The sequence below is a fragment of the Polaromonas sp. CG_9.11 genome, from assembly GCF_015752225.1.
Classification (GTDB): domain Bacteria; phylum Pseudomonadota; class Gammaproteobacteria; order Burkholderiales; family Burkholderiaceae_C; genus Polaromonas.
In genome coordinates, this window is sequence record NZ_JADOVE010000006.1 from 141,067 (window position 1) to 162,797 (window position 21,731).

A 21,731-nucleotide genomic window follows, 5' to 3' on the forward strand; every position below is an offset into this window, starting at 1 on the left:
CAGGCTTGTCGTTTCGCTTGCTGCGCTGCCCCCAAAGGGCTTGGCTTGGGGTGGACCAGCGCGGCGGTCGTGGTTTTTGGAAACGGGGTGAAAAATGACTGAACCCGTAGTGGAAATCAGCAAGCTGTGGACGGTGTTCCAGAACGGCGACAAAAAGTCGGTGGTGCATAAAGACCTGGATTTGACGGTCGAGCGGGGCGAAATCATGTCGCTGGTCGGCGGCTCGGGCACCGGCAAGACGGTGCTGCTGCGCCAGATGCTGGGGCTGGAAACGCCGACGCAGGGCGACATCACCGTGCTTGGCAGGCCGGCCGCCGAACTGGGCAAGCGCGGCGCGGCCAGCCGGGTCGGCATGCTGTTCCAGCAGGGCGCGCTGTTCTCGGCCTTCACCGTGCTGGAAAACATTGCCTTTGCGCTGCGCGAACTGAAGTCTTTGCCAAGCGAGCTGATCCGCGAGGCGGCCCTGGTCAAGCTGCAGATGGTCGGCCTGCCTGCCGACGCGGCCGACAAGATGCCGAGCGACCTGTCGGGCGGCATGATCAAGCGGGTGGCGCTGGCGCGCGCGCTGATCATGGACCCGCCGTTGCTGCTGCTCGACGAACCGACGGCCGGGCTCGACCCGGAAAGCGCCGACAGCTTTTGCAACCTGCTGCGCTCGCTGCACCAGGGCATGGGGCTGACGGTGGTGATGGTCACGCACGACCTGGACACGATCTTCGAGCTGAGCACCCGCATTGCCGTGCTGGCGTCGCAGAAAGTCATCATCAATGACGTGCCGCAGAAGGTGGTGGCGTTCGAGCATCCCTTCATTCACGACTTTTTTCTGGGCGAGCGGGGGAAGCGGGCGATGGCGCTGCTGAACCACCCTCCCGCCCTTTCGATCTAGAAAGGTTTTCATCATGGAAAACAAGGCCCATGCGCTGATTGCCGGCGCGTTCGTGGTGCTCGTCACCGCCCTGCTGGCATTGCTGGCCATCTGGCTCACGCGCGACAACACCGCGCGCAACCTGTACGAGATGAGCACCTCCGAGACCGTTTCCGGCCTGCAGCCGCAGGCCACGGTCCGCTACCGGGGCGTGGCCGTCGGCAAGGTCGAACGCATCGGGTTTGACCAGAAGGTCAAGGGCAATGTGCTGATCCGCGTGTCCATCGACGAGGCCGCTCCGGTGACGCGTTCCACCTTTGCCACCGTGGCGTCCCAAGGTGTCACCGGCCTGGGCTTCATCCAGCTCGACGACGACGGCAGCTCCGCCCAGCGGCTGGCGCCCAACGACGACGACCCGCCGCGTATTCCGCTCAAGCAGGGCGGCCTCGACAAGCTGCTCAAGCAAGGCGAGGTGATCTTTGACCAGGCCGAGCAGGTGACCACGCGCATCAACCAGTTGCTGTCGGCGCAGAACGAAGCGGCCATCAACACCGCCGTTACGCAGCTCGCCGAGGCCGCCGGCAGCATCAACCGCGTCGCCAAAGCGCTGGAGCCGGCCGTGGCGACGCTGCCCGCGCTGTCCAGGGATGCGCAGGCCACCCTGCGCTCGGTCAAGACCGCGACCGACGAAGTCACCCTCACCGCGCGGCGCCTGAATGAAAAAGGCGGCGCACTCGACCGGCTCAAGGAAGGTGGCGAGGCATTGGCCGCCGGCGTGGAAACCTTCAGCGCGGCCACGCTGCCCAAGCTGGGCGAGGTGGCCGACGAAACCGCGCGCACCATGCGCCAGCTGCGACGCACCGTGAATGCTGTCGATGACAACCCGCAAGCGCTGATTTTTGGCAACGGTCCGGCCGTGCCGGGCCCCGGCGAAGCCGGCTTTTCCGCCAACGGAGACCGACCATGATGACGTTCAAGCCGCTTTTCACTACGATGGATTCAGCAGCTGTCAGCGCCCGCCTGCATTGCGCAAAGAGGGTTATTTGCCTGATAAGCGTGATGGCGCTCGCCACCGGATGCTCGGTGCTTGACAAACCGACCCGCGCCACGATGTACGATTTCGGGCCAGGCGAGCTGACCACCCAGCTCGCGACATTGCCCCCGGCCGCTGTGGCGGCACCCGCCTTGTCGCCGCTGGCGATTGCCGACATTGCCACCTCGGGCGGCGCGCTGGAAAACCAGGCCGTGCTCTACCGGCTGGGCTACGTTGACGACCAGCAGCTGCGCCCCTATTCACAGGCGCGCTGGACCATGCCGCCGGCGCAGCTGGTGCGCCAGCGCATGCGCGAGCGCTTGAGCCAGCAGCGCGTGGTGCTCACGGCCCGTGAGGGCGTGGCGCTGAACCGCAGCCAGAACGCCAACTTGCCGATGCTGCGGCTGGAGCTTGAAGAATTCAGCCAGCTGTTCAGCGCGCCTGACACCAGCATCGGCCTGATCCGGGTGCATGCCACGCTGGTGGACATCACGCCCGCCGGAGAGCGGCTGGTCGCGCAGCGCAACCTGTCGGTGCAGCGGCCGGCGACCAGTGCCGACGCCGGTGGCGGCGTGCGCGCCCTGACCGCCGCCACCGACGCCGCCATCGACGAGCTGGACCAGTGGCTGCGGCAGATGCCCGCACGCTAGCGCGTCCGCGCTTCGACCTGCAAACTGCTTTTGAGCATCAAACTGGCCTCTGGCGCAGTCCCGGTGAGCATGAACAGCTATGAATTCAGTAGCAATAGAGCTGGGTGCCCTGAATGCCATGCTGGAAACAGCCGGCGTGATTCCCCTTTAGGGCACCCGTTCCAGGCCATCCTGCACGGCGGTTGCAACGGCAGCGGCAAGATCAGGCGTCGAAGCTGACGCGCGCCTCGCCGATGCCGTCAAACGACACCGTGACCGTCTCGCCCTGCCGGGCATGCAGGACGCCGCACCAGGTACCGGTCGTCACCACGCTGCCGGCCGGCACGGTGCGCCCGCCCAAGGTGGCGTGGCGCAGCAGGCTCGGCAGCACATGGGCCGGGTCGCCCAGTGAATGCGTGCCGCGAAACGCCTGTGCCGGCGCATCCCCTGTCTGCACCCGGCAGCGCTGGGCCGACCAGTCACGGGCCGCTTCAAAAGACCGCCAGTTTCCCAACACCAGTGCGCCATGCGACTGCAGGTCCGCCAGCCTGAGCAGCGCCGGCGCCTCCAGGCCTTGCGTCCAGCGCGAATCGACCACCTCGATGGTGACGGCCATGGCGTCCACCAGCTTGCGGGCGCCCTGGAGGTCCAGGGTTGCGGCCAGTGCCGCATCCACCGGCGCGGACAGGCGCAGGGCAATTTCCGCCTCGATGCCGCGCAGGGCAAAGGGCCAGCCGGTGCTTGCCGGGCTCGGCCAGATGCCGCCCTCCGGCAGCCGGGAATGCGTCAGCACCGCATCGCGCGACGGACCACCCGATTTCCAGTGTTGCGGCGTTCCCGGCCGGAACCACGCGAGGCGGTCGGCCACGCCTTGCGCAACGGCATAGGCCTGCCCGGGGCTGGACACGGCATCAAGCAGGAACCGCGCATCGACCAGGCCCTGGTGCGCGCGTGCATGCACCAGGGCGTCAATGGCCGCTTGCAGGCTGGCATGGGTCATGTCGGGACTTTCCTTGGCAAGGTTGACCGGTTGAGGTTGTGGCGGTTTTCGTTGGCCGGCGGCTGATGCCTCGGATGCATTGGGACTGCCCGCCAAAGCAACGATGCTCAATGCCGCAGGATGGGAAACAGCTTGCCCAGGCCGTCGGCCATCACCTCGACGGCCAGCGCGGCCAGGATCAGCCCCATCAGGCGCGTCATGACATTGATTCCGGTCTTGCCCAGCACCCTGGAAATCGGTTCGGCCAGTGAAAAGCACAGCGCCGTCGCCAGTCCAATCACCATGCCGTAGCCGACCAGCGTGCCCAGCTGCAGAAAAGTCTTGGCTTTTTCGGCATAGATCACCACCGTGGACATGGTGGCCGGGCCGGTCAGCAGCGGAATCGTCAGTGGCACCACCGCAATGCTGGCGCCCCGGGCGGCCTTTTCTGCTCCGTCTTCATACTCGTTGGTCAGCGGCTTGGCCTCGGCCGGCTGGGCATTGAGCATGTTCATCGCGCTGATCAGCAGCAGCAGGCCGCCGCCGACCTGAAAGCTGGCCAGCGAGATGCCGAAGAATTCCAGGATCTGCAAGCCCAGCAGGGCGCTGACGGCAATCACCACGAAGGCGCTGAACGAGGCCACCGCCACCGTTCGCTGCCGCTGGGGTTTGGAAAAGCCCTGCGTGTAATGGATGAAAAACGGCACGATGGCCAGCGGGTTGACGATCGCCAGCAGCGTCACCAGGGGTTTGAAGTCCACGAATCAACCTTTTTCAAACAAAGAATTCTGGGGCACAAAACAGCGCAGCAGCACTTGGCAAAGGGCGTTCCCTGCCAGCCAGGGCCACGGAGTCGGCTTTGCCGGGCCGCAGGCGCAGCGGCCCCCTCGGGGGGGGGCAGCGCAGTACGCGAAGCGACAAGCGTGGGGGCCATTCACCTTCCGCCCGTCACGTCGAGCAATGCGCCGGTCGTGTAGCTGGACGACTCGCCCAGCAGCCAGACGATGGATTCAGCCACTTCCTGGGCGCTGCCGGCACGTTGCATCGGCACCTGCGGCGCCATGTCGCGCACCCGGTCGGGCAGGCCGCCGGAGGCATGGATGCCGGTCTCGATGATGCCCGGCCGCACCGCGTTGACGCGAATGCCTTCGGCTGCCACTTCCTTGGCCAGGCCGATGGTGAAGGTGTCAATCGCGCCCTTGGCCGCCGCATAGTCAACGTACTGCCCGGGCGAGCCCAGCCGGGCGGCGATGCTGGACACATTGACGATGGTGCCGCCCGCGCCGCCGTGTCGCGTGCTCATGCGCCGCACCGCCTCGCGGGCGCACAGGAAGGCGCCGAACACATTGATTTCAAACATCCGCTGCAGCCGCGCCAGCGTGATGGCCTCGACCCGCGTGGCCTGGTCCACCACGCCGGCGTTGTTGACCAGCGCGGTCAAGTGGCCGAATTTGGCGTCGATCTTTTCAAACATCGCCACTACCTGCGCCTCCACGGCCACGTCGGCCTGCACGGCCATGGCCTGGCCGCCGGCCTGGCGGATCTGCCGCACCACCTCGTCGGCGGCCAGCGAGTTGGCGGTGTAGTTGACGGCGACCGCATAGCCATGCCGGGCGGCCAGCAAGGCCGTGGCCGCGCCAATGCCACGCGAGCCGCCGGTGATCAAAACAAGTTGGGACAAACCAGTCTCCTGCAAAAATTGGCGATCCCGGTTACAAAGGGCATCGCGCTGAAACCCTTGACTGTAATGACTTCCTGACACACACCGGAGAAAAACCTTGAGCACCACCGTGGACTACTACTTCACCCCGCAAAGCCCCTGGACCTACCTGGGCCACGAGCGATTTGCAGACATCGCCCGCCGCACAGGTGCCACGGTTCGCGTGCTGCCGATCGACCTGGGCGGCAAGGTGTTCCCGATTTCAGGCGGCTTGCCGCTGGGCCAGCGCGCGCCGCAGCGCCAGGCCTACCGGCTGCTGGAACTCCGGCGGCATGCGGACTTTCTGGGCTTGCCGCTGCAGGTCAAGCCCAAATTCTTTCCGGTCTCGGGCGACGATGCCTCGCGCCTGATCATTGCCGTGGACCTGCACGACGGCGTGGAGGCCGCGATGAAGATCGGCAGCGCCGTCTTTGGCGCCTGCTGGGCACAGGCGCGGCACATTGCCGACGAGAAGGTGCTGGCTGAACTGCTCGATGAATGCGGCCTGGATGCCGCGCGGCTGGAACAGTCTTACAGCCAGGCGGTCCAGGAGCGCTACGAGGCCAATACCGCGCAGGCGATCGAGGCCGGCGTGTTTGGCGCGCCCAGCTACCTGATCGACGGTGAATTGTTCTGGGGCCAGGACCGGCTTGATTTTGTCGAGCGCCGGCTCCAGGCCGCCTGAGGGAGTCACCCGGCTTTTTCGTTTTCCTGCGTTCTCCGCTTTCAAAAAAATTTCCAACAGGAGCTTTTCACACCATGGGTCAATTCACCACTCTCCAGGCTGCCGACGGTTTCACGCTGTCCGCCTATGTCGCGCAACCCGAAGGCAAGCCACGCGGCGCCATCGTCGTGCTGCAGGAAATCTTCGGCGTCAACTCGCACATCCGCGCCGTCGCCGACCGTTTTGCCGCCGAGGGCTACCTGGCGGTGGCGCCTGCTACCTTCGAGCGCGTCAAGCCCGGTGTGGAACTGGGCTACACCGAGGACGACATGAAGGCCGGGTTTGAGATCAAGACCGCCGTCGACGCGCTGCCGGGCGCTGGTGTGCTGCCCGACCTCCAGGCCGCGATCGACCATGCGGCCGAACTCGCCGGCGGCAAGGTCGGCATCATCGGGTTTTGCTGGGGCGGCCTGCTCACCTGGAAGGCCGCCTGCCTGCTCAAGGGCCTGTCGGCGGCGGTTCCCTACTATGGCGGCGGCATCACGGCCGAAAGCGAAATCGCCCGCCAGCCGCAATGCCCGGTGATGGCGCATTTTGGCGACCAGGACCACTGGATTCCGATGGAAGGCATCGAGGCGTTCAAGACGGCGCACCCCGAGGTCGAGGTGCATGTCTATTCCGCCCACCATGGCTTCAACTGTGACCAGCGCGGCTCCTACGACGAAGCGGCAGCCAAACTGGCGCGGAAGCGCACGCTGGCTTTTCTGGCCGACCATGTCGGCTGATCGTTTGGACGGCTGTTTGCTGGAAAACTTGAGCGTTTCCAAGTCTTTTTTCCAGTATGCGTGACCGCTGGCAGGTGTTGTGTTGGTCGCAAGTTACCCGCTGGCACTTGGTCGGATGGCTTGCCGCTTCAATCCGTCAGCTGGTTTGCATGCGCTGTCGCCTTACTCAGGCACCGCCTGCGTTCGCAAAAGTCGCCAACAGATTCAGTCAACCTTCCAGCGTTTTTCCAGAAATGCCAGCAGCGCCTTTAGCGCGGCGCTGTTCTGGCGGCGCTGCGCATACGCGGCGTACAGCCAGCGCGGTTCGGGGCTGAACTCTGGCAGCACATCCTGCAAGCTGCCATCGGCGAGCAGCTTTTTCACCAGCAGGCAGGGCAGTTGGGCAACGCCCATGCCTTGTAATGCCATCTGCACCAGCGTCCCGGAGTCGGTCGCGTCCATGCGGCTGCGCAGGGCGACGCTGTGCGGTTTGCCTTCCACCTTGAATGACCAGGCCGGTTGCATGCCGGAAAGCGACAGCGTCAGTGCATCGTGCTTCGCCAGTTCATCCGGGTGCCCGGGCCTGCCGCGCTGCTCCCAGTACCCCGGAGCGGCGCAAATGACCATGTGAATGGGCCGCAGCCTGCGCACGATCAGGTTGGGGTCAGGGGTCGCGCCGATGCGCAGCGCCAGGTCCATGCCTTCTTCGACCATGTCCCGTACGCTGTTGCTCAGGTCCAGGCTGACCTGCACCTCAGGATAACGCCGCATGAAATCGGACAGCAAGCCGGACAGCTCCACGCTGCCGATGCCATACGGCGCGGTCATGCGAAGGCGTCCGCTGGGCTCCCGGGAGCGGTGCAGCAACTCGTCGCGTGTCAGGGCCATCATTTCCAGCAAGGGCGTGCTGCGCTCAAGCAGCAGGCTGCCCGCATCGGTCAGGCTGATGGTGCGCGTGCTGCGGTTGAGCAGGCGCGTGCCGAGCTGTCTTTCCAGCTCGGCAACGTATTTGCTGACATTGGCCTTGGAGACCTCCAACGCTATCGCGGCGCGGGAAAAACCGCCGCGGGCGGCCACTTCGCGAAAGGTGTTGATGAGTTTGAGGGTGTCCATTGTTTCCATGTCTGAAACAGAGTGGTTCTGCTTCAAGGTATTTAAAAGCGCAACCAAGTGCATAGCTGCTAATCACAACAGACGCAAGGTTGCAAACCCTGCGAATCGCGTTTTCGGCAAAGCCGGGCTTGACTGAGTGCCCAACGCCGGAAAGGGTTCCCGATTCAAGGGACGCACTCACTCCATTTGAAAGAAATGACACCATGAACACTACGAAAATCCTGGCTTCCACCATCATTGCCCTGGCTTCGGCAATGGCCGGCAACGCTTTTGCCCAAGCCCCGGACCATCAGTACCCTGCCGTCAATGCCACCTCAAGCACCCTGACGCGGGCGCAAGTCCAGTCCGAACTGGTCCAGGCGCAGCAAAACGGTACGGCGTTGAGCCAGGCGACTGACCACGGCTATGCCAGCGTCACTGTCATGAATGACGGCGTGGGCAAAAGCCGTGCGCAAGTACAGGCTGAACTGCGCATGCAGCCAAAGAACGGCGGCAGCGTTCCCTACGACCACAGCTGAGCCAGGCACTGACTGCAAAGACCCGAACCGCCGGGCGCTCAGGCGTCAGGCGGTTTCGCCGGGCTTTTCTGCTGGCCCTGCTCAATCTGGGCAATCAGCTTTTCCGGATGCGTGACCTGCTTGAGAAAGCGCAGGTCGGCGTCCGTGCTGACATCAACCCCAAGCTTGGCGGCAATCTGCTCCAGCAACTGGAGCGTCTTGGTGTTTTCCTGTTCGGTCAGCAGGTTGATCTGCAAGTCGAGCTGGTTGCGCCGGTCGCTGACGCGCAGTTCGTAGTTCTGGCTGATCAGGATGAAGGCCGAGAGAAAAATCGCCTCCAGCGACACCACCAGCGTTAAAAAAGTGTACGGGTAGGGATCAAAATGCCTGAGCCCCGGCCACGAATTCCAGCCAAGCCAGGTGCAAAAAATCAGCACATGCAGCCAGACAAAAGGCATGGAGCCGCAAAAAGTGGCCACGAAGGCGGCAATGCGGTCCGCCCGGCTGCGCTTGTCCATGGCCTGCGCTTCCATCCGGCGCATCGACTCGACGTTGTCCTGGGTCAGGTCATCGGCGCTGGCCTCGGCCGTGCCGGGGTCGGTGGAAAATATTACGGGCATCAACAATCCTTGTTCTTTGCGGTGCGGCCCCGCCGCTTTAGTCTCGCACGGCATGGGATGGCAAGGCATTGTGACGTGCGTCAGTGCAGAGTTTCTATTGCCGTTGGAAGGGTGCCTGACCTTTCGCCCGATGCCAGACTTTCCAACACCCATGTCTTTAGACTTTTTGGACTGACGGGTTTGATGAAGTAGGCGTCAGCACCCAGTTCCACGCCCCTTTCCAGGTCGGATAACTGTCCGCGGCCGCTAAGCATCACCACGAGGATATTTGCCAATTGCGGATCGGACTTGATAGCCGCAAGAACTGCCAGCCCGTCAAGCCTGGGCATCTTGCCATCAAGAATCACCAGGTCCGGCCGATGGTCGAGCACCATCTTGAGTCCAGTGACACCATTAGCGGCTTTAAAAACCTCGTAGTCATATTCGAAAGTAGCCGACAGAAGCCGACGTGTCTGGGCGTCATCATCAACAATTAACAGCTTCTTCATTCTTGCAAGTGTAAAAATTTTAAGGCTCAAGACGCGAAATTCACCATGGAATACGGTTCGACCGCAGAGGCACTAAAGCGGCATCTCAAAATTGGGTCAGGGGCATATTTAATTGCAAAATTTAAATTGACAAGCTTTCTTCTCATGGCGTCATTTACGTGAAAGCCTGGCGCCAGTGGCCCTGCGCCAGCGGCGCGGTTCAAACTTTCAGGGTATCCGTGTTCGCGGGGATGACGGCAAGGTTTCAGGCGGCGTTACAGGAATGGGCGGCAAGGCTGGGCGGTGAAGCAAGTTTCGTTGACGGATCAAGGCGAGTTATGCGCGTCCAAAGTCACCGGCAGGGCATTGGCCATTTGCTGGAATGAAACCGGCTTGATCAGCACCTGGTCGAATCCAGCGTCCAGGATGGGCTGCAGGGCTTCTTCCATGCAATGCGCGGTGTAGCCCACCACGCGGATCGCCTCACCTGGAAACTGTGCCCGGATCTGGCGCACCAGTTCATCGCCCGACAGGCCGGGCATGCGAACGTCAAGCAGCAAGGCATGTGGCCGCGCCTGCTTCAGGCTGCGCATGACGTCATGGCCATTGGCAAATTCCTCGACTTCCCAGCCCAGCCGCTCCAGGTAGGCGCGCGCCAGGATGCGGTTCACTTCTTCATCGTCAACGACCCAGACCACGGGGTGAAGCTGCATCATGCTGGTTTTCTTTCTGCGGGGAAGTGGTGAGGAATGAAGAGTTCAACCGTGGTGCCGTGCCCCACTTCGGAGGACAGGGTGATTTTGCCGTGCATGAGGTGCAGCAGTTCTCCGCACAGTGCCAGACCCAGTCCGGAGCCTCTGGCGCCGGAACCGCGCACTGGCGCGTCGATGGTGTTGAAGCGTTCAAACACCTGGGCGGTCTTGTCGGCCGGAATGCCGATGCCGGTGTCAATCACGGAAATCAGCAGACCTGAGTCCCCGGCGGGCTTGATCACCACAAAAATGGTGCCCGTAGGCGTGAACTTGATGGCGTTGTGGATCACGTTGTTCATGACCTGCACCAGCTTGGCACGGTCAGACAGCACCGTGCCCAGCACGACACCATCCAGTGACAGCGACAATTCGACATTTTTCTCGTCGGCATTCACCTTGTGAATCGCTACCAGTGTTTCCAGCAGTTGGGGCATGTCGACGTGCTCCAGCGTCAGGCCCATGTTGCCCGACTCGATCTTGGTCAGGTCCAAGATGGTGTTGACCAGCGCATGCAGATGGGTGCCGCTTTTGTGGATCAGGCCGGCGTACTGGCTGATCCGGGGTTCGTTGCCGGTGTCGCGGATCAGCTCCGAAAAGCCGAGTATCGAGTTCAGCGGTGTGCGCAGCTCGTGCGACACCGAGGCCAGGAAGCTGGACTTGGTCTGGGTGCTCTCCAGTGTCCGCAGGCGGTTTTGCTCCAGCAGGCCGAAAGAGCGCTTTTGCTCCTTCGCCAGCCGGGCAATGGTGGCGGCGACCATGGTCAGCACCGCCGCCAGCGCCAGCGCCAGGCTCCAGATCAGGTTCCAGCGCACCTCGAAATTGCGCAGCTGTTCATGCAGTCCCGTGCCCACCGCCACCAGCAGCGGATAGCCCTCCACCCGGTGAAAGCCGATGCGGCGGTAAATTCCGTCGACAAGGCTCGATTCGTCATAAATACCGGCCGGCAGGGTGCTGGCTTGCTTCCAGTGGGGTGATGCCTGGTCATTCTGGCCTGCGCTGAAGCCCAAGTTGGTCAGCCGGAAGCGAACGATCCCATCCAGGCCGACGATGGACAGCCTGCCCTGGTTGTCAAGCGCCTTCATGTCGGTGAAATAGGTCTTCAGCAGTTCCGGATCGATGCTAGCCACGATCACGCCCAGAAATTTTCCGTCGGTCGCCAGCATTGGCCGCACCAGCTGCAGCGACTGCCTTTTGGATACCCGGCCCAACACCGGCTCGCTGATGAACAGACGGTCTTCGGGATTGTTCTTGAAGACCCGGAAATGCACCCGGTCAGCGATGCTGACAGGCGGGTTGGGCATGCCAAGCGAGCTGTCCACTACCAGTCCCCCGGCATTGGCCACGGCAACCTGCAGCACCAAGCCGTTGAGCTCTTTCAGGCGGCTGTTCATGACGGTTTGTGCAGGCAGACGCAGGCCCTGAAGGTGCTGCTCGCGCAGCGCCGTGAGCTGCCGGTCAATGATGGCCAGATTGAGCGAGACAAACTTGGCGTAGCCCTTGGCGTCCAGTGAAACGCTGGTGTCCAGCGCGTTGTTGACTCCCTTCCTGTCTGCCTGGTGCACCAGCAAGGCAACACTTGCCAACACCACAATGCTCAGGCCGCAGGCAGCCCAGGCCAGGCGCGCAATGCCCATGGCACGGACCAGATGCCACCATGAAGCGAAGTTCTGGTTGACACCGGCGCCATTGACGGGGAATTCAACGGGCAATGCAGGCATGTGTGGCGTTTCAGCTGGGGGTCAATGTCAGGAAGAGGACAGGGTGAAAATTTCGGGAGACCGTGCTGAATTTGGCTTTTTTAGAATTCGGCGCTACCTGCCTGGCGGGCTTCGAGCAACGACGTCAGCTTTTGCAGCACCGCCACCCGCGACAGCGGCTTGGTCAGGCTGTCGGTCATGCCAGCGTCAAGGCAGCGGGCCACGTCTTCACTGAATGCGTGTCCGCTGATGCCGATGACGGGAAGGGTCGCCAGGTAGCGCTGGCGCGCAGGCGAGTCCTGCGGCTGGGGCTGACGGATGTGCCGGGTGGCCGTCAGTCCGTCCATCACCGGCATGGAAACGTCCATGAGCACGGCGTCAAAATAGCGCTCCCTGGACAGCTCTTCGAGCGCTTCCTGACCATTGGCGCGGCATACCGTCACTGCCTCTGCCTGGTGCAGCCAGGCTTGCAGCAGCGTCTGGTTGGTCAGATCGTCTTCAACCACCAAAATGCGGGCGCCTGCCAGTGGCTCCAGACGGGCCGCAGGGGCTGTTTCCATTGACGCCACAGGTGAATGGCTGGGCTGCAGATCGAGCCAGAATTCAAAGGTCGAACCCTTGTCCGGCTGGCTCTTCACCGAAAGTTCGCCGCCCATCAGCTCGACCAGTTCCCTGCTGATGAACAGGCCCAGACCCGAGCCGCCATGGTGCCGGCTGACCGATACGCTGGCCTGATGAAACGAGTCAAAAAGCCGCGCTTGCTGTTCAGGCTGGATGCCCATGCCGGTGTCGGTCACTGAAATCGTCAGGCGCCACAGGTCCTGGTCTGTGAGCAGCATTTGGGCGTAAACAGCGACGCGCACGCTGCCCTGCAGTGTGAATTTGAGCGCGTTGCTCACCAGGTTGTTGAGCACCTGCGACAGGCGATGCGGGTCCCCGACGTAGCATGTATGGGCCAGTGCGTGTTCAAGTTGCAGCGCAACGCCCTTGGCCCTGGCCAGCGGGGTGAAGGCCTGAACCACAGCGCTGAGGATTTCAACCAGGTCAAAAGGCACCTGCTCGGTTTCAACCATTCCGGCCTCGATTTTCGAAAAATCCAGAACATTCTTGATCAATGCACGCAAGTTACGGGAGCTTTTTTTCAGGCTGGACAGGTAGGCCCGCTGCTGGGCATCGAGCGTTGACGAGGCGAGCAGGTCAATCATGCCCAGCACGCCGTTCAGGGGTGTCCGGATTTCGTGGCTCATGTCGGCCAGGAAACGGCTCTTGTTTTCACTGGCTTGCTTGAACTCCAGCACCTGCTCTCTGGCCAGGCGCAGTTCGAGCTCTTCAATCAGGGTAAAGCGCAGCGACAGGCAGGCATGCGGCTGGCCCTGCCATTCGAAGTGCGCGACTGATATCTTGGCCTTTTTGAGTTGCAGGTTTTTATTGAGAACCCACATGGCAACGTCTTGCGCCACCGGCTCTTCTGCTGGCGCGGCGGCCGGCGGGCGCAACAGCGGGTTTAGTTTTTGCTGATCGATGGGCGTGAACAACTGGAAAACAGGGCTGCCGAGCAGGCTGCTGGTGCGCCATCCAAGTAGCCGGGTGACGGGTTTGCTGGCATAAACAATGGTGCCATCGGCATTGACGACCAGGGTTACGCAAGGCAGCAGATCAAGCGCCTGTCCGGCCAGCCCGTCCATGCATGCGGGGGGCACGGCAGGGGCGTCGGAATGCTTCGGTAAAAATGCTTTAAGTAAACGCTTCATGACGTGGCTTCAGCGCGCTGGTCCTTGGATGGTTACCCAGGAATTTGACGTTTTGTTAATGTAAAAAATCACAATATTCGTTTAATTATATGTTTTATCATTAATAAATAATAGAATTTTGTTATTATTCAGTAGATTTGTGATTTTTTGCGTTGCCAAGTCGCTCGCTGGCTTGTGGCGGTCTTGCGCGGGCGCCTGCCATTACCCGCTGCGGTGCGAACACAACCTCACCTGAATTTCATTAAGGTCATCAATAGTGAATGAAGATTTTGTGGGCATCGGCGAGGCATCAAGGATTCTTGGACTGTCCAGGACATCGGTGCAAAAGCTGGTCGATACCGGAAGGATTCCGGCAGTCAAAACCGCAGGCGGCCACCGCCGGCTGACACGTGACGCAGTCGATGCCGTGAACCATAAAACCGGGCCAAAGGCCTTGCTCCGTCTGGTTGAGGTGCCAGCCGCTGGTGCGGGCGCGCTTGCCGATGACCGGCGTGAAGCGCTGACGGTTCTGGTGGTCGAGGACGATGCCCCGACGGCAGCGCTCATCGCCAACCTGTTTGGAGACTGCTACCCCGGCGTGAACTTCCTGCTGGCGACCGATGGCCTTGACGCCGTGCTGATGCTGGAGCGCAACCGTCCCCAAATCCTGATCACCGACCTGAACATGAAGCCGTTTGACGGTTTCATGCTGCTGCAACTGGTGAGCGGGCGGCCTGAATACCAGTCGGTCGCGCTGGTGGTCATCTCGAGCATGAACGACCAGGAAATCGACCGGCGCGGAGGACTCCCACCCAATCTGCTGTTTTTGCGCAAGCCGCTTGATTTGCAACGGCTGCGGGGCTTTGTCGATGCGCATGTCCAGATTTGTGCAGCCAACGCACAGCGTGCCCTGATGATGTGGAACAAGGTATGAGCCCCGTCTGCCGCTGTCTGGCCTTGGCTTGCCGGGTAGGCCCATGAGCAGTGAAATTGACTTGATGAAATTTGAGCAGTCTTCGGGCAACCTGAAGTGGCTGCCCATGGTGGCGGCTGCCTTTCTGCGGCAGCTACCCCAGTGGCGCTTGGATTTTGCTGCCGCCCTGGCCGCACAAGACCCTGACCATCAGGTCGATCTGCTGCACAAAATAAAGGGGTCTTGTTACGCCGTGGCGGCGTACAACACCATTGAGGTGATTCATCAGGCCGAAGCGGCGCAGGCGCTCGGCAAGCCGTTGGCGCCGCTCCAGCTGCTTCGCCATCTGGAATGGGTCGAGGCTGAATTGCGCGCCATCGTTGCCAGCGCGCCGGCCGAATGAATGGCGCGGGCCGGCGGGTGCCTGTGCACAAGCCGCCTCAGCGACTGACCCGCGCCAGGTAGCGCTTGCGCCAGAACACCGACACGACGACCACGACCAGCGAGACCATCAGGCCGAATGTCCACCAGAACCCGGCCGAACTGTGGATGGCGGGCAAAAACTCGAAGTTCATGCCAAAAAAACCGGTGATCAGGTTCAGCGGCAAGAACACGGCCGTCAACGCCGTGAGGGTGCGCATGATGTCGTTGGTGCGGTTGCTCTGCGCCGAAAAATGCATCTGCACCGCCGTTTCGGCGCTTTGCTCAAGGCGCCGTACATGGTGGACGACGCGCTCGATGTGCTCCAGCACGTCGCGCGAGCGCACCTTGAGCAGTTCGCGCTCGCGCTTGCCCAGCGGCGTGTCGGCATCAGGCCAGGTTTCAATCGAATCGATCCAGTCCTGCAGGGCGGCCCGCTGGTCTTCGCAAATTTCGTCGAGCAGGTGCAGCGCCAGCCGGGCGTCGAGCACCGAGTTCCAGTTGGTGAAGCGGCTGCCGGGCTTGAGCAGCTCGGACTGCCAGTGGTCCATCTGGCGCGTGAGTTCGCGGCGCAGCGCCAGGTAGCCGTCCACCATCTGGTTGACGACGCGCAGCATCAGGTCGGCCGGGCTGGCCGGCAGCTTCACGCCGTTGGCGCGCGACTCGGACGAGGTGGCATTGAGCAGCTTGAGCGCGTAGGCGTCGCGCACCGTGCAGCTGGCCGGGTGCACCGTCAGCAGTACCCGGTCGAACACCGCAAAGCCCACCGGGCTGGTGTCGATGCGCTTGAGCACCGGCGGACCGCTGCGCTTGCTGGGCTGGTGCAGCGGCTCGCCCGGATGGGCCAGGTCGGTTTCAGTATGGCCCGCGGCCAGCCGGCGAAACACCAGCATGTCGTACTGCGAGGTGTAGTCGTAGTGCGAGGGCAGCTGGTTGTTCAGCAGGTCGGACACGTGCAGGTCGACCAGCTGGGTGCCGCAGAGCAGCTGCAGCGTTGACTGTATCGGCGCGAGCATCACCTCGAATTCGCGCCGGGCGCAGGCAATCCAGACAAAACCCTGCGCCGGCAGTTCGGTCGGCAGGGCATCGCTTTCGGTGACGCCCAGGCTGCCGGAAATGATGGTGAACACGCGCATGAAGGCTCAAGTCTCTGGGTTAAGCATCAAATTGGCTGTCTGCGCATATCGGACGGGCGCAGGCAACTATTATTTTGGTAGCAAATGGCTTTGAAGCCGGTGGTGACGCTTCAGCCCCGGCGCAGCTTGCGGGCCGCGTCCAGCGCGAAATAGGTCAGCACGCCATCGGCCCCGGCGCGCTTGAAGGCCAGCAGGCTTTCCATCATCACTGCATCGTGGTCAAGCCAGCCGTTCAGCGCGGCGGCTTTCAGCATGGCGTATTCGCCGCTGACCTGGTAGGCGAAGGTCGGCACCTGGAATTCGTCCTTCACCCGCCGCACCACGTCCAGATAAGGCATGCCGGGCTTGACCATCACCATGTCGGCGCCTTCGGCAATGTCCATGGCCACTTCGCGCAGCGCCTCGTCGGAGTTGCCCGGGTCCATCTGGTAGACCTTCTTGTCGGCCTTGCCCAGGTTGCCGCTTGATCCGACCGCGTCGCGGAACGGCCCGTAAAACGCGCTGGCGTACTTGGCGCTGTAAGCCATGATGCGGGTGTGGATCAGGTTCTGGCTTTCGAGCGCAGCGCGGATCGCGCCGATGCGGCCGTCCATCATGTCGCTGGGCGCGACGATGTCCACGCCGGCCTCGGCCTGCGTCAGCGCCTGCTGCACCAGCACTTCGAGCGTCTCGTCGTTCAGGATGTAGCCGTTGGCGTCCGGCAAGCCGTCCTGGCCGTGGCTGGTGAACGGGTCCAGCGCCACGTCGGTCATCACGCCGAGTTCTGGGAAACGCCTTTTGAGCTCCCGCACCACATGCGGCACCAGTCCCTCGGGGTTGGTGGCTTCCTCGCCATTTTCGGATTTGAGCGACGCGTCGATCACCGGGAACAGCGCCATCACCGGAATGCCCAGCTTCACGCACTCTTCGGCAACCGGCAGCAACAGGTCCAGGCTGAGACGCTCGACCCCGGGCATTGAGCCCACCGGCTCGCGCCGATGCTGGCCGGCCAGCACGAACACCGGGTAGATCAGGTCGTGCGCGGTGAGGGCGTTTTCACGCACCAGGTTGCGCGTGAAGCTGTCACGGCGCAGGCGACGGGGGCGGCCCATCGGGAAAGGAGCGAAGTTGGAAGCATGCAGTGTCATGGGCAAATTGTGCCAAAGCTTGGTGTCCGGTTTTGGATCAGGTTCTAAGTCAGGTTCTGAATCAGGTTGTGAAGCGAAACCACGGCGTCTTTTTTGCCACAGAAAGTAGCAGGTTTTTACAAGCACTTACCCCGTGTTCTGTCAACCATGGGTGTCCATCCCAGACTGCGGGACTAGAATAAAAACGTGCAGCCGCCAGCCCCCTGGTGCTCGCACCCCGCTTTTCCTCCCTGAGCGGGGCCTTGGCGTGTGACAGCAAAAAGGCACTTCCATCCCGGCGGACCCTTGAGGTCGTCGGGATTTTTTTTGGCCATCCGGCGGTTGGGGGCGGTCTGACATCAAGGTTCGGGCGGACTTGTTTCAGCGACGGTATTTTTTTCTGACAGCCCTTACACCAGGCACACCCACGCGCGAGTCCTGCAGCGTTGGCCTGCGTCAACATGCAAAAGTGACAGGCGCCAGGTGAACCGACACAGGGCCAGCCGCTGGCGTTCAAGCAAATATCTCGTTTGATTTGCATCGCACCCGGCGGCCGGGTGCGATGCGTTGGATCTTCCGGCGCTCCTGGCGCAACCAGACGGCCTACCGGGCGCACGTTTTACTGTGCATTCCAGTTCTCCCACAGCGCGGGATCGAAATTCAGACGACCGGGCCTGTCAGCGGGCCAGTTCCCGGCTTCCTTCGTGATGCGCTCGCCGCCAACCCTGTAATTGAGGATCGAGAGTCCTGAATGTTCGCGAAGCTCATTGCCGATCGTCACGGAAAGTCCTGCGCCGTTCGACAGCGCCTCAAACCGGCTGGCCTGCCTTGCGCTGCCCAGCCCGTTCCATTGTTCTATCCACAGGTTCTCGATGTGGATGTTGCGCCAACTCGACAGGGCATGAATACGCATGGCGCACAGGTTCATGCCTTCGGAGCGGATGTTCGACAGCCGAATGTCGGACACGAGTTTCTGGGGATCGGCCAGCACGTCCGAGCCGGGATCGCGATAGTGCTTTGCGGAATTGATGAGGCAGCTGTTGTGGTCATCCCTGTGCAGGCGGTTGTGGATGACGTCAATGCCGTTGACAACCACCTGCCCGATGTTTCGCGGCGTCCATCCCCACTGGATCACCGGACCGTTCTCCAGCTTCCAGACCACGATGCGGTCGACCCGGGTGTCGCTTCCATAGAGTTTGAGCACGTCGTCGTTGAGATGGAAGAACATGTCGCTCATCGTGCTGTGGTCGTACATCTCAAAGCCGTCGGTCTGCCAGTACCAGCCACCCACCTGCTTGCCGTGCGACACAGTCGCGGCCATGGTGGGCGCGCCGTGAATCACGAACGAGTGATACGGTGCGTTCGCCATGGTGATGCCATGAATCGTCAACCCCTCGGCCGAAGGACCCGATGCGAACTCCAGCAGCTTCACGCAGGACCCATGGCAATCCCGTGTGTTTGCCGCCCGGTGCCGGTAGCCGTTGGCACGGTCAGCCTCATAAACGTACTGCTCGCCCGAGAGCACGCCGAAGCCGGTGACCCCCAGCACCGCCGGCTCGGCAAACGCCGCCGGTGAAGCCTGGAACTGGAACGCGCCCTTCACGTACGCGCCGGGCGCCAGGTAGATCCAGCGAACATTCGGGTGCAAGTTCGCGTGGTAATTTGCGCCCATGTAGTACGTTCCTGCGCGAAAGTAAATCACCCGGTCAGTCACCTCGTGAAGGTTGGAGACCAGCCCTGGCGCGGGATAGTGGATCGTGTAGGCGGTCGAGCGGGGATCGGGCGTCAGCCGTTGGGCGTCCCTTCCGGTCAGGAGGGGCTCGGCAAAGACCATGAGGCCATTGCGCGGCTCGGTATGCACCGCCCGGTTGCCAGCGGATTCGGTCGTCAATGCGCCGTCCGGGCCTTCGTAACTCGTCATCTGCTGGCTGTCGAATTCAACCGAAAAGCGCAATCCCTCCGGAGCCCTTGGGACGCGTATTCGCACGGTTCTTTCGTTCACCAGCTCTTTTTGCAAGGTCAAGGGCGTCGGCCGGATCGTCACCTCGTCCGCAGAAGTGAGCGCGGGCCCGTTCACCAGTTCCACATGGACCCACACGTCCTTGTCATGGAGAAACGACGACCAGCTCATGGTCATGGCGGCCTGCGCCGAGAATTCGGCACCGTCTTCGTCGGTATAGCCTGCCTTGTCAAGCCCGCTGCGCGGAATGCTCATGTAGACGAAGGCGTCCTGCGCCTTGTCGGGCTGCGATACCGGCGCAACACGCACCCGATACACCGTCGAGCTGCGTACGTTTGCCGGCGCGACGGCCGTTGAGGCGTTGGCCTCGGCGTTCGGATGGTGCCAGGTCTGGACGCCGACATTGCTTACTGAGCAAGCCCCAAGCCCCACAACGGCCAGGCAGCCGATCAGGAATCGGCACACGTGAATGGTCATGACCGTGGCGCGCACTTGTCCCGGTTTATACACACCAGATGGTGGGTGCTTTCTGATGTACACAACAGGGGCGGACTCTGGTGACGTTCACGGCAAGGGTCTTAGTAAATGCCGCGGGACACCCGCTGCAATGAATATTTGAGCGTGAGATCGTCAAAGGTCACCCGATAAAAACCGTCTTCCGGAACCGAGAACCGGATGTTGGCGCCGCCGCCCGTCGTGGGCGTCGCCACGCTCGAGAGGCCTTGCGCATTGCCCCAGTCCTCCTTGCTGAAGTTGTTGGAATTCGTGAACTTGAGTTCGTGGTTGCCCGCCGGAATCTGCACCGCCTGCGCAACCCACAGCTCGTCCTTGAGCTGCATTTCGATGTTCGCCGCAAAGTTGGTGAAGCTGGCGCCGATGTACATCGCCGGCTGGTGTCCGCCGAGGACCGCGAATGATTTGGTGACCGGAATGGCCGCGCACCAGGTGCCATCGCCCGGCTGGGTCGCGACGACATAAACGATCCCGGACTTGCCGGTCGGCTGTGCCTGGTTTGCCTTCAGCTCCGCCGCGCCAAGCGCGACCTCGAACTTCACCGGCAGCCCGGAGGTGGCGGTCGCCGACAGCAGGGGGCCGGGATTGCCGTAGTTGACATCGTCGATGGCGCCGACCGCGATGGACTGCGCCTTGCAGGTCGTGCTTGCACCCGGCGTGATCCGCAAAACCATGCTCGCATGCGGTGCAAGCTCCACGGAAATGGCACTCATGGCGTGCAGCGGCGCGCGTTGCCACAGATCCCTGATGGCAAAGTTTCCCTCGATGCCGACGTCGGCGAGCGAGATCGACCGTGATTTGGGCGTCGACTCACGGTTGAAGAGACCGACGATCACGTCGCCGTTCGACATCTTTCCGGTCCAGATCTGGCTGGCCTGGTTGGTCGGGTCGTTCACGCGCGGTTGGCCGACGAACCCGTCCTGGTTGAGCGCCAGCATCTCCTTGTTTTGATAGACCTGCAGCGCCTTGCCAATCGTGTCGTATCGGTCGGCAACCGCAATGGGCCCGCCCGCGATCAGGTTCATGGACAGGGCGGTGCGCCGCTCGCTGTCGGTCGAAAAGGTTGTCATCCGAAGGAAGTCGCCATCAAGGCGCACCTTGTCGCGGCCCGACAGGTAGGACCAGTAGGTGATGCCATCGGCGGCGTTCGCCCATTGCGACCAGTTGTAGAAACGGTTGCCGCGGTCCTTCTCGCTGAACTTCCACCATTCGCCGTAATCGACGTCTTCGTTGATGCGGATGCTGTTGGCGTACTGGCGCTCCAGCTCGGCTTCCTGGTAAAGGTGCGCCATGGCGACGCTGAGGTACATGCCGTGCTCGTCGGCCGCCTCGCGCATCCAGCGAAGCGCCGTTGCGTAATTTTCCCGGGGCCGGTTAGGCCCGACCCGGCCGAGATAGCGGTCAAACCCGTTTTCGTACCAGGCCAGAAAATCGATCCGCAGGAAATGGATGCCCATGTTGGCGTAGTACGCGATGTATCCCTTCACATACTCCTCGGCCCCAGGCCGGTCGACCTGCACCCACCGGAAAATGCTGTCCTCGGTCGGATCGATCAGGCTGCTGACGGGAATGTCGGTCCCGACGATCTTTGTCTCGGTATCCGTTGAAGAGACCAGCACGGTCAGCGGGTTGGCGTACACGCCAAACCGCATGCCCCGGGAGCGCAGGTGCTCGGACCACCAGGCATAGTCGTGCACCCACTTCTGCGAGTGCGACGCACGGTAGCCGTTCTTGCTGAGGGTGAACGTGTCGCCCCAGCCGTCCATCGCCACCAGGTCGTAGCCAAACGGCTTGAGGTTCGCCTCGACCCAGTCGACATTCGCCTGAAGCTCGGTTTCCGGAATGTAATTATCCAACGTCGTGCTGAAATCGTTCGGCCGGCTGCTGAATTCCGGGGTACTGCTTTCCTCCTGTTGCCGCACGATGTGGTACCCATACACGCTCCAGTAAAGCGGCGGTCTGGAAAGCGATGGCTTGGCGAGCGGGGGCGAAGATGGGTCGGCGCGATCAGCTGCGCCATCGCTCCCGCCGCCACAAGACCCAAGTCCCAGAACGGCAAGACAGGCAATCAGGAATCGATTCAGACAAGTTTTCATGGTTCTCGGCCTGCCAAAGAATAAAACCCCAAGCCCCCCCGACCAGCGGCATTGCCCCCGACGCCGTCGGAAAGGGGT

The 21,731-nt window shown here is 62.2% G+C and carries 21 protein-coding genes; 8 read left to right on the plus strand and 13 right to left on the minus strand.

Features of this window, described 5'->3' with window-relative positions; genetic code table 11:
- Positions 1–94 precede the first annotated feature (94 nt).
- The 3 genes from IWX85_RS07160 to IWX85_RS07170 all read left to right on the plus strand — a co-directional run bounded on the left by IWX85_RS07160 (position 95) and on the right by IWX85_RS07170 (position 2,548).
- On the plus strand, positions 95–886 hold the full coding sequence (locus IWX85_RS07160; RefSeq protein ID WP_036807094.1) for an ABC transporter ATP-binding protein: 792 nt from the start codon (positions 95–97) through the stop codon (positions 884–886).
- A gap of 13 nt (positions 887–899) precedes the next feature.
- Positions 900–1,832 carry an MlaD family protein gene (locus IWX85_RS07165; RefSeq protein ID WP_036807091.1) on the plus strand — a complete coding sequence of 311 codons (933 nt, stop codon included), beginning with the start codon at positions 900–902 and terminating at the stop codon, positions 1,830–1,832.
- A 92-nt stretch (positions 1,833–1,924) separates the two neighbouring features.
- Positions 1,925–2,548 (plus strand): ABC-type transport auxiliary lipoprotein family protein, encoded by a 624-nt coding sequence (locus tag IWX85_RS07170; protein ID WP_231379599.1) that lies wholly within the window; start codon positions 1,925–1,927, stop codon positions 2,546–2,548.
- A gap of 202 nt (positions 2,549–2,750) precedes the next feature.
- Here IWX85_RS07170 and IWX85_RS07175 read toward each other — a convergent pair whose 3' ends face one another.
- The 3 genes from IWX85_RS07175 to IWX85_RS07185 all read right to left on the minus strand — a co-directional run bounded on the left by IWX85_RS07175 (position 2,751) and on the right by IWX85_RS07185 (position 5,187).
- A complete protein-coding gene (locus tag IWX85_RS07175) occupies positions 2,751–3,527 on the minus strand; it encodes a fumarylacetoacetate hydrolase family protein (RefSeq protein WP_036812727.1) in 777 nt (258 codons plus the stop codon).
- 107 nt (positions 3,528–3,634) lie between these two features.
- Positions 3,635–4,267: a MarC family protein gene (locus IWX85_RS07180; RefSeq protein WP_196869274.1), complete on the minus strand. Its 633-nt coding sequence runs from the start codon at positions 4,265–4,267 to the stop codon at positions 3,635–3,637.
- 173 nt (positions 4,268–4,440) lie between these two features.
- Positions 4,441–5,187, minus strand: coding sequence for an SDR family oxidoreductase (locus tag IWX85_RS07185; RefSeq protein WP_196869275.1), 747 nt, complete (start codon positions 5,185–5,187; stop codon positions 4,441–4,443).
- Positions 5,188–5,284: 97 nt separating this feature from the next.
- Between IWX85_RS07185 and IWX85_RS07190 the strand changes: the two genes are divergently transcribed.
- Positions 5,285–5,890, plus strand: a complete 606-nt coding sequence (locus tag IWX85_RS07190; protein ID WP_036807079.1) for a 2-hydroxychromene-2-carboxylate isomerase — start codon at positions 5,285–5,287, stop codon at positions 5,888–5,890.
- A gap of 74 nt (positions 5,891–5,964) precedes the next feature.
- Positions 5,965–6,654, plus strand: coding sequence for a dienelactone hydrolase family protein (locus IWX85_RS07195; RefSeq protein WP_196869276.1), 690 nt, complete (start codon positions 5,965–5,967; stop codon positions 6,652–6,654).
- 204 nt (positions 6,655–6,858) lie between these two features.
- Here IWX85_RS07195 and IWX85_RS07200 read toward each other — a convergent pair whose 3' ends face one another.
- A complete protein-coding gene (locus IWX85_RS07200) occupies positions 6,859–7,746 on the minus strand; it encodes a LysR family transcriptional regulator (protein ID WP_036812725.1) in 888 nt (295 codons plus the stop codon).
- A 203-nt stretch (positions 7,747–7,949) separates the two neighbouring features.
- On the opposite strand from IWX85_RS07200, the gene IWX85_RS07205 reads away from it, so the two are divergent.
- A complete protein-coding gene (locus IWX85_RS07205) occupies positions 7,950–8,264 on the plus strand; it encodes a DUF4148 domain-containing protein (RefSeq protein ID WP_051984147.1) in 315 nt (104 codons plus the stop codon).
- Between the two features lie 38 nt (positions 8,265–8,302).
- On the opposite strand, the gene IWX85_RS07210 is transcribed toward IWX85_RS07205, so the two are convergent.
- The 5 genes from IWX85_RS07210 to IWX85_RS07230 form a co-directional block, all read right to left on the minus strand.
- Complete coding sequence (locus IWX85_RS07210) at positions 8,303–8,863, minus strand: DUF1003 domain-containing protein (RefSeq protein ID WP_196869277.1); 561 nt, start codon at positions 8,861–8,863, stop codon at positions 8,303–8,305.
- Positions 8,864–8,943: 80 nt separating this feature from the next.
- Positions 8,944–9,381: a response regulator transcription factor gene (locus IWX85_RS07215; protein ID WP_231379600.1), complete on the minus strand. Its 438-nt coding sequence runs from the start codon at positions 9,379–9,381 to the stop codon at positions 8,944–8,946.
- A 275-nt stretch (positions 9,382–9,656) separates the two neighbouring features.
- A complete protein-coding gene (locus tag IWX85_RS07220) occupies positions 9,657–10,046 on the minus strand; it encodes a response regulator (RefSeq protein WP_196869279.1) in 390 nt (129 codons plus the stop codon).
- Positions 10,043–11,800: an ATP-binding protein gene (locus IWX85_RS07225; protein ID WP_196869280.1), complete on the minus strand. Its 1,758-nt coding sequence runs from the start codon at positions 11,798–11,800 to the stop codon at positions 10,043–10,045. Before IWX85_RS07225 ends, IWX85_RS07220 begins: the two co-directional genes overlap by 4 nt.
- 80 nt (positions 11,801–11,880) lie before the next feature.
- Positions 11,881–13,479: an ATP-binding protein gene (locus tag IWX85_RS07230; RefSeq protein WP_196869281.1), complete on the minus strand. Its 1,599-nt coding sequence runs from the start codon at positions 13,477–13,479 to the stop codon at positions 11,881–11,883.
- A gap of 307 nt (positions 13,480–13,786) precedes the next feature.
- Between IWX85_RS07230 and IWX85_RS07235 the strand changes: the two genes are divergently transcribed.
- On the plus strand, positions 13,787–14,443 hold the full coding sequence (locus tag IWX85_RS07235) for a response regulator (protein ID WP_036807068.1): 657 nt from the start codon (positions 13,787–13,789) through the stop codon (positions 14,441–14,443).
- Positions 14,444–14,486: 43 nt separating this feature from the next.
- Complete coding sequence (locus IWX85_RS07240; RefSeq protein ID WP_036807065.1) at positions 14,487–14,825, plus strand: hypothetical protein; 339 nt, start codon at positions 14,487–14,489, stop codon at positions 14,823–14,825.
- A gap of 37 nt (positions 14,826–14,862) precedes the next feature.
- Here the strand turns inward: IWX85_RS07240 and IWX85_RS07245 are convergent, their stop codons facing one another.
- From IWX85_RS07245 to IWX85_RS07260, 4 genes are all read right to left on the minus strand, one after another.
- Positions 14,863–15,978 (minus strand): magnesium transporter CorA family protein, encoded by a 1,116-nt coding sequence (locus IWX85_RS07245; protein ID WP_036807062.1) that lies wholly within the window; start codon positions 15,976–15,978, stop codon positions 14,863–14,865.
- Positions 15,979–16,088: 110 nt separating this feature from the next.
- Positions 16,089–17,105, minus strand: a complete 1,017-nt coding sequence (hemB, locus tag IWX85_RS07250; RefSeq protein WP_036807059.1) for a porphobilinogen synthase — start codon at positions 17,103–17,105, stop codon at positions 16,089–16,091.
- Between the two features lie 598 nt (positions 17,106–17,703).
- Positions 17,704–19,521: a family 49 glycosyl hydrolase gene (locus tag IWX85_RS07255; protein WP_196869282.1), complete on the minus strand. Its 1,818-nt coding sequence runs from the start codon at positions 19,519–19,521 to the stop codon at positions 17,704–17,706.
- Positions 19,522–19,622: 101 nt separating this feature from the next.
- Complete coding sequence (locus IWX85_RS07260) at positions 19,623–21,653, minus strand: hypothetical protein (protein WP_196869283.1); 2,031 nt, start codon at positions 21,651–21,653, stop codon at positions 19,623–19,625.
- Positions 21,654–21,731 lie beyond the last annotated feature (78 nt).

Excerpts from the sequence above, each read along its gene's own strand:
- IWX85_RS07210 (WP_196869277.1), bottom strand. The coding sequence starts at position 8,863 with ATGCCCGTAATATTTTCCACCGACCCCGGCACGGCCGAGGCCAGCGCC.
- IWX85_RS07260 (WP_196869283.1), bottom strand. The coding sequence starts at position 21,653 with ATGAAAACTTGTCTGAATCGATTCCTGATTGCCTGTCTTGCCGTTCTG.
- IWX85_RS07200 (WP_036812725.1), bottom strand. The coding sequence starts at position 7,746 with ATGGACACCCTCAAACTCATCAACACCTTTCGCGAAGTGGCCGCCCGC.
- IWX85_RS07245 (WP_036807062.1), bottom strand. The coding sequence starts at position 15,978 with ATGCGCGTGTTCACCATCATTTCCGGCAGCCTGGGCGTCACCGAAAGC.
- IWX85_RS07255 (WP_196869282.1), bottom strand. The coding sequence starts at position 19,521 with ATGACCATTCACGTGTGCCGATTCCTGATCGGCTGCCTGGCCGTTGTG.
- IWX85_RS07175 (WP_036812727.1), bottom strand. The coding sequence starts at position 3,527 with ATGACCCATGCCAGCCTGCAAGCGGCCATTGACGCCCTGGTGCATGCA.
- IWX85_RS07240 (WP_036807065.1), top strand. The coding sequence starts at position 14,487 with ATGAGCAGTGAAATTGACTTGATGAAATTTGAGCAGTCTTCGGGCAAC.
- hemB (WP_036807059.1), bottom strand. The coding sequence starts at position 17,105 with ATGACACTGCATGCTTCCAACTTCGCTCCTTTCCCGATGGGCCGCCCC.
- IWX85_RS07170 (WP_231379599.1), top strand. The coding sequence starts at position 1,925 with ATGGCGCTCGCCACCGGATGCTCGGTGCTTGACAAACCGACCCGCGCC.
- IWX85_RS07195 (WP_196869276.1), top strand. The coding sequence starts at position 5,965 with ATGGGTCAATTCACCACTCTCCAGGCTGCCGACGGTTTCACGCTGTCC.
- IWX85_RS07220 (WP_196869279.1), bottom strand. The coding sequence starts at position 10,046 with ATGATGCAGCTTCACCCCGTGGTCTGGGTCGTTGACGATGAAGAAGTG.
- IWX85_RS07160 (WP_036807094.1), top strand. The coding sequence starts at position 95 with ATGACTGAACCCGTAGTGGAAATCAGCAAGCTGTGGACGGTGTTCCAG.
- IWX85_RS07205 (WP_051984147.1), top strand. The coding sequence starts at position 7,950 with ATGAACACTACGAAAATCCTGGCTTCCACCATCATTGCCCTGGCTTCG.
- IWX85_RS07165 (WP_036807091.1), top strand. The coding sequence starts at position 900 with ATGGAAAACAAGGCCCATGCGCTGATTGCCGGCGCGTTCGTGGTGCTC.
- IWX85_RS07225 (WP_196869280.1), bottom strand. The coding sequence starts at position 11,800 with ATGCCTGCATTGCCCGTTGAATTCCCCGTCAATGGCGCCGGTGTCAAC.